6 protein-coding genes are annotated in these 5,588 nt (G+C 51.8%); 2 read left to right on the top strand and 4 right to left on the bottom strand.

The features are described from left to right. Positions 1 to 191: 191 nt before the first annotated feature. Positions 192 to 734, top strand: coding sequence for a DUF3365 domain-containing protein (locus Q0294_RS15755; protein WP_299467353.1), 543 nt, complete (start codon positions 192 to 194; stop codon positions 732 to 734). Between the two features lie 59 nt (positions 735 to 793). Beyond that, positions 794 to 3,019, top strand: a complete 2,226-nt coding sequence (locus Q0294_RS15750) for a nitric-oxide reductase large subunit (RefSeq protein ID WP_299467351.1) — start codon at positions 794 to 796, stop codon at positions 3,017 to 3,019. Position 3,020: 1 nt separating this feature from the next. On the opposite strand, the gene Q0294_RS15745 is transcribed toward Q0294_RS15750, so the two are convergent. The 4 genes from Q0294_RS15745 to Q0294_RS15730 all read right to left on the bottom strand — a co-directional run bounded on the left by Q0294_RS15745 (position 3,021) and on the right by Q0294_RS15730 (position 5,437). After that, the gene (locus Q0294_RS15745) at positions 3,021 to 3,389 is read right to left on the bottom strand and encodes a DUF488 domain-containing protein (protein ID WP_299467350.1); all 369 of its coding nucleotides are present in this window, start codon (positions 3,387 to 3,389) and stop codon (positions 3,021 to 3,023) included. Between the two features lie 26 nt (positions 3,390 to 3,415). Further along, the gene (locus Q0294_RS15740) at positions 3,416 to 3,730 is read right to left on the bottom strand and encodes a metalloregulator ArsR/SmtB family transcription factor (protein WP_299467349.1); all 315 of its coding nucleotides are present in this window, start codon (positions 3,728 to 3,730) and stop codon (positions 3,416 to 3,418) included. Between the two features lie 266 nt (positions 3,731 to 3,996). Beyond that, positions 3,997 to 4,395 (bottom strand): carboxypeptidase-like regulatory domain-containing protein, encoded by a 399-nt coding sequence (locus Q0294_RS15735; RefSeq protein WP_299467348.1) that lies wholly within the window; start codon positions 4,393 to 4,395, stop codon positions 3,997 to 3,999. Positions 4,396 to 4,498: 103 nt separating this feature from the next. Further along, positions 4,499 to 5,437, bottom strand: a complete 939-nt coding sequence (locus Q0294_RS15730; protein WP_299467346.1) for a DUF1559 domain-containing protein — start codon at positions 5,435 to 5,437, stop codon at positions 4,499 to 4,501. Positions 5,438 to 5,588 lie beyond the last annotated feature (151 nt).

Genomic DNA, 5,588 nt, shown 5'->3' with positions numbered 1-5,588 from the left:
ACTACAATAACAGGACTTAAAACAATTCCACAGAAACCAAGATGGAACCAATCAATTCTGAATCAACCCAATATTGGATATTGACATCCTATTTAGGATCGCTATACTGATCGCAAATATGGACCACTTGATCCTGTTTAAAAATAGGGAATTGGTACCCGTATTCAATCTGATGAAAGGAAAAGAAAGAGATGTTGAAAATTGTGACAGCGCTCAGTACAACGGCTTTACTGTTTGCATTGGTCGAAGGTAGTTTTGTTGCGGCAGAGGCTCCTCCGGGAAGTAAACAGGCTGGCCCGTCAAAGGCGGCAGTCGATCGGACGCGCAAAACGGTCAAGATGCTGGATGACATTTACAAGTCGGCAATTGTGTTGATTACCGAAAATTATGTGAATGACGAAAACGATTTACCCGCCGGCAGTGCGTTTGTGGCACTTTTCCAGTCCATGGACAAAAAAGGCTGGCATAAGGTCCGGTTGATCGATTTGACGGGCGAACCTTATGAACCGGAAAACGTGGCGAAAGATGACTTTGAGAAACAGGCCGCAAAGCAGTTAAAAGACGGTAAAGCCTTCGTAGAACAGGTTGTTGACAAAGACGGCAAGCCCTATCTGCGCGCGATGACCGCGGTTCCCGTCGTCATGCAGAAATGTGTGATGTGCCATCCGCAATATGCAAATGCAAAAAAAGGTGCCGCCATCGGAGCGATCAGCTATACTCTGCCTATTGAGTAACTGGCGGTAAAGTCGAGCTGTAATCATTCCTCTGTAACGAAGATGGAGAACTGGCTGTCGTGAATAAACTCTGGATTGCGTTTGCATGCGTCATGGGTTTCTCGTTTCTGGTTCTTGGCTGGATCGGAACGCGCATCTATCAGGAGATGCCGCCGATTCCCGAGAAAGTGGTGACGACCGACAGTCAGACTCTGATTGCCGCCAACGACATTGCCGCCGGTCAGAATGTCTGGCAGGCGCTGGGCGGTATGGAAGTCGGTTCGGTCTGGGGGCACGGCAGTTACGTTGCTCCCGACTGGACGGCGGACTGGCTGCATCGGGAAGCAGTCTTCATTCTCGAAGACTGGTCTCATGCCGATTTCAAGCAGGAATTCAAAGATCTGAACGAAGAACAGCAGGCCCAGTTGACGGCCCGCTTAACGAAATTGATGCGTACGAATACGTACGATCCTGAGACCGGCATAGTCAGCATTGATCCGGTGCGTGCCAAAGCATTTGCCTCGAACCTCGCTCACTACTCAGAGGTGTTCTCAGAAGGAAACTCGGATTACGCCATTCCCGCAGGCGCAGTGACCGACCCGGATCGCCTGCACAAGTTATCGGCGTTTTTCTTCTGGACTTCATGGGCCGCGTCGACCAATCGTCCTGATGACGTGACCAGTTTCACAAACAACTGGCCGCACGAAAGACTGGTAGGGAACCGCCCCACAGGGGACAACATTGTCTGGACCGGAGTGAGCATTATCATGCTGCTGGCGGGCATTTCCGCAATGGCCTGGTGGTACGCTTCAAAGCGGGGCGAAGAGGAAAAAGACCTGACCATACCGGAATCCGACCCGCTGGCACTCTGGGAGGCGACTCCGTCACAGCGAGCCACGATTAAATACTTCTGGATCGTGTCGGCTTTGATTCTGGTGCAGATGTTACTCGGCGTGATCACAGCGCACTACGGCGTCGAAGGAGACGGTTTCTACGGTTTCCCGCTCTCCGACTGGCTGCCTTACAGTGTGACCCGAACCTGGCACATTCAGATCGGCCTGTTCTGGATCGCGACGGCGTGGCTGGCGGCGGGATTGTTTATCGGGCCGCTGGTGAGCAATTATGAACCGAAGTGGCAGCGGTTTGGTGTGAACGTGTTATTTGGTGCGTTGCTGATTGTGGTCGTCGGTTCGCTGGCCGGTGAGTGGTTGAGTATCCAAAACAAAATGACAGATACGGTTTCGTTTTACTTCGGACATCAGGGTTACGAATATGTAGATCTGGGCCGGGTATGGCAGATCGGTCTGATGGTCGGTCTGTTGTTGTGGCTGGTGCTGATGATCCGCGTGCTGCTGCCCGCGCTGCGGCAATCGGGACAGCAGAGACATCTGGTCGCGCTGCTCGCCGTTGCTTCGGGCGCCATCGCATTGTTCTACGGAGCCGGCCTGACCTGGGGACATCATTCCCATTTAACGATGGTCGAATACTGGCGCTGGTGGGTGGTGCATTTGTGGGTCGAAGGTTTCTTTGAAGTCTTCGCCACGACGGTCATCGCTTTCACATTCATGCGCCTTAATCTGATTCGCCCGAAGGTTGCAGCAGGCGCGGCATTACTCTCGGCGACGATTTTCCTGTCAGGGGGAATCATCGGCACCTGTCACCATCTGTATTTCTCAGGCACGCCGACCGTGGCGCTGGTCTGGGGATCGGTCTTCAGTGCATTGGAGGTCGTGCCACTGGTCTTGGTGGGTTTTGATGCCACAGAAGATCTGCGGCGGTCGAATTCATCACCGTGGGTCAAAAAGTACAAGTGGCCGATTTACTTTTTCGTCTCTGTCGCGTTCTGGAACATGATTGGCGCGGGTTTATTTGGTTTTATGATCAACCCTCCCATCGCCCTGTATTATATGCAGGGGCTCAACACCACGCCGCTCCACGGTCACGCGGCATTGTTCGGCGTGTACGGGATGCTGGGAATCGGACTGATGCTGCTCTGTCTGCGTGTGCTGATTCCCGGCAGAGAATGGAAAGAGGGGACACTGCGATTCTCGTTCTGGTCATTGAATATCGGCTTGATGACGATGTGTATCTTAAGTCTGCTGCCCGTTGGACTGCTGCAGACGAAGGCTTCCGTTGAACATGGTTACTGGTATGCCCGCAGCAGTGAATTCATGCAGGGAGATCTGATGCAGACCCTGCGCTGGATGCGGGTGCCCGGCGACACGATCTTTTTTCTGGGTGCGGTCGCCCTGGTGATCTTCATCGCCGGTTTGAAAACCGGTCATTCATTTCGGAAAACAGAGTAACTTACCGGTTCGAAATCAGGTTCGTCAGGAACTCTTTCAAGACGGGCACATGACTGCGTTCCGGATCTTTGATCGCGGTCAGCAGAGTGATCGTCGGCTGGGTCATCGTTTCGACGACGGTCAGCGCGATCTGTGTCTGTTGTGATTCCAGTTCGCGCTGGTATCTATTGACGAATTCATCGTAGTCGCTGGGATCTGAATGAAACCATTTCCGGAGTTCGGTTGAGGGTGCGAAGTCTTTCAGCCACAGGTCGACTTTGGCGGCGGATTTCGACATGCCGCGCGGCCAGAGCCGGTCGACCAGAATCCGATAGCCGTCATCTGCGGTCGGTTTTTCGTAAACTCGTTTAATTCGGAATTCCTGTTGCATGAGCGACCCGCCGATCTCAGCAAATCTTAACGATCCGGGACTTCCAGGCGGCAGCAGCCGAAGTCGAGGTGCTGTTTCCCGGCTTTGCTGACGGCTGAGACTTCCGGGTGCAAATTATAAACGACGAAGCGGCCTTCTTTGCGTTTGATGACCAGGCCTGCGTGGTAGAGAATCCCGAGGTGGTGCGAGATATTCACAACTTCTTCCTTGAGCAATTCTGCAATATCACTGACCGTTCGCTCGCCATCACGCAGCAAATCCACAATCCGCAGGCGAATCGGTTCCCCTAATGCTTTCAACTTCTCTGCACACAAATCGGATTGAAGCCGATCTTTAGACATAAATGCACCATCGCCTGCAAAATGAAATGATCCCCTGTTCCTTCAACGAGCTGGGTTGTCTCAACAACCCGCATTCGCGGGGAATTCGTTCCAGATTGTAGCAAAATAATCGCGACAGGACAGCTTCAGAATTTCGCCATCCGGAATTAATGGAACATTTACCCCCACAACTCAGCCCGAGCATGCCACAGGACTGGTGGCAGTTTCCATCAGAACCAGCGAATCGCCGGCAGACGTGGATCGAAGTTCGGCTCCGGTAGTTCCGGTTATTTATTCTTCAGATCGAAGTCAAACTGGTTTTCGCCCGTTTTGACTTCCGCCGTCAATTCCGATTGTGCATTGTATTTCGCCGGGAGCAATTCCTGGCCGGCCACTTCGCCCTCTGGTTTGATAATCTTTACGACATACTTGCCGACCGGGGCACCAGGTTCGTCCTGCTTGGACTTCAACTCATACCGCCCTTCAGCATCTGTCACACCGTGCGACGAAGCGCCGCTTGCGGCAGGCTCAAAAATGATGATGGCGCCGTCGAGTGCTGTACCATTAAGTGTCACCTTGCCTGTGACTTTTTCGAGTGGAACGCCTGAGCCACTCGAACTACAGGAACTGAGTCCCATACAGAGAAATAACAGGTAAAAAAAGCGACGCCGATTCATTTGATGCATTCGTGGAGTTCCTCATCGGTGTAGAGAACTCCGGGAGGGAGCCTCCCGGAAAGTTTTTCGAGCAGTCATAAACGGAAAGCGTGACGGTTGCGTGAGATCTGTTTTAGAATTCGCCAATCACTTCGCCACCTCTGATGGAAATCAGATTTTTCAAAGTATTGATATCCAGATTTTCGCTGAGAAATCTGACGCTGCCGTCTCCGAGCAATGTGTGAGCACCCCCGACATGCAGGCTGCCTGCGCCAAATGCGTAAACATATTGCGAAGCAGGATAACCATTGATCCCGTAATTTCCATAACTGGGGGTAATCCAGTTCGTATGATTGTAGTGACTCCAGAATGGTCCGTAGTCATTACTCGATTTCTGAATCGGCGTCTCCAGCATGATAATACAATTACTGGAACCATCCGTAATATCACTGATTTTCGCAGCACCATTGTGTCCCCAGGCCGACTTCCTGAGATCGGTATCGCCGAGATAGGTTTTCGTCATCGAATTTTCGATGGTGTTCGTGACGATTCCATAACTGACCCGATGATTTTTATTGCAGGAATAATGTGAGGTCCCGGACTTGGTGTAAGGATCCAATGCCTGATTGGTCATGCCCGGATCGGAGGGGCAGCGGAAAATCACAATCATATGGTCGGTGGCCGATACCTGCGAACCTCCGCCTCCTCGGCTGTCGACATCACACACACCTGTTGGCGCTTCAAAATTAATCGAATTGTAGATATTGGCTTGATCCAGAAACGGCAGAATCATCATATACATCGTATGATTGCGCACGAGTCCCGTAGCGACCCAATTCGCGGAATTAATTGCACCCGCGTTGATATCGCCGGGGGGAAAAACACGATGTGAGTCATGATAGCTGTGAATTGCCAGGCCCATCTGTTTGAGATTATTCTTGCAGGTCGAACGGCGTGCCGCTTCGCGGGCCTGCTGCACAGCGGGAAGCAACAGAGCAATCAGAATGGCAATGATTGAGATCACCACCAGCAACTCAATCAAAGTAAAACCGCGGGAAAGACGTTTCTTCATACAACACCTTCGCATTCGCAAGACAGGAAACAGAAAATAAAGTTGAATAACTGAATTCAGATCTGGCCCAGGCCCGCCCTCAGACAAGTTATGTTCGGGCAAACTGAATCGGAACACATGCGGCGCGCTGTATATGAATTGTTAGTTAATT

The sequence above is a fragment of the uncultured Gimesia sp. genome (assembly GCF_937919775.1).
Lineage (GTDB): Bacteria > Planctomycetota > Planctomycetia > Planctomycetales > Planctomycetaceae > Gimesia.
The sequence above is the reverse complement of the archived record's forward strand: the minus strand, read 5'-3'. Positions and strand labels throughout refer to the sequence as shown.

Excerpts from the sequence above, each read along its gene's own strand:
- Q0294_RS15755 (WP_299467353.1), top strand. The coding sequence starts at position 192 with ATGTTGAAAATTGTGACAGCGCTCAGTACAACGGCTTTACTGTTTGCA.
- Q0294_RS15745 (WP_299467350.1), bottom strand. The coding sequence starts at position 3,389 with ATGCAACAGGAATTCCGAATTAAACGAGTTTACGAAAAACCGACCGCA.
- Q0294_RS15740 (WP_299467349.1), bottom strand. The coding sequence starts at position 3,730 with ATGTCTAAAGATCGGCTTCAATCCGATTTGTGTGCAGAGAAGTTGAAA.
- Q0294_RS15730 (WP_299467346.1), bottom strand. The coding sequence starts at position 5,437 with ATGAAGAAACGTCTTTCCCGCGGTTTTACTTTGATTGAGTTGCTGGTG.
- Q0294_RS15735 (WP_299467348.1), bottom strand. The coding sequence starts at position 4,395 with ATGCATCAAATGAATCGGCGTCGCTTTTTTTACCTGTTATTTCTCTGT.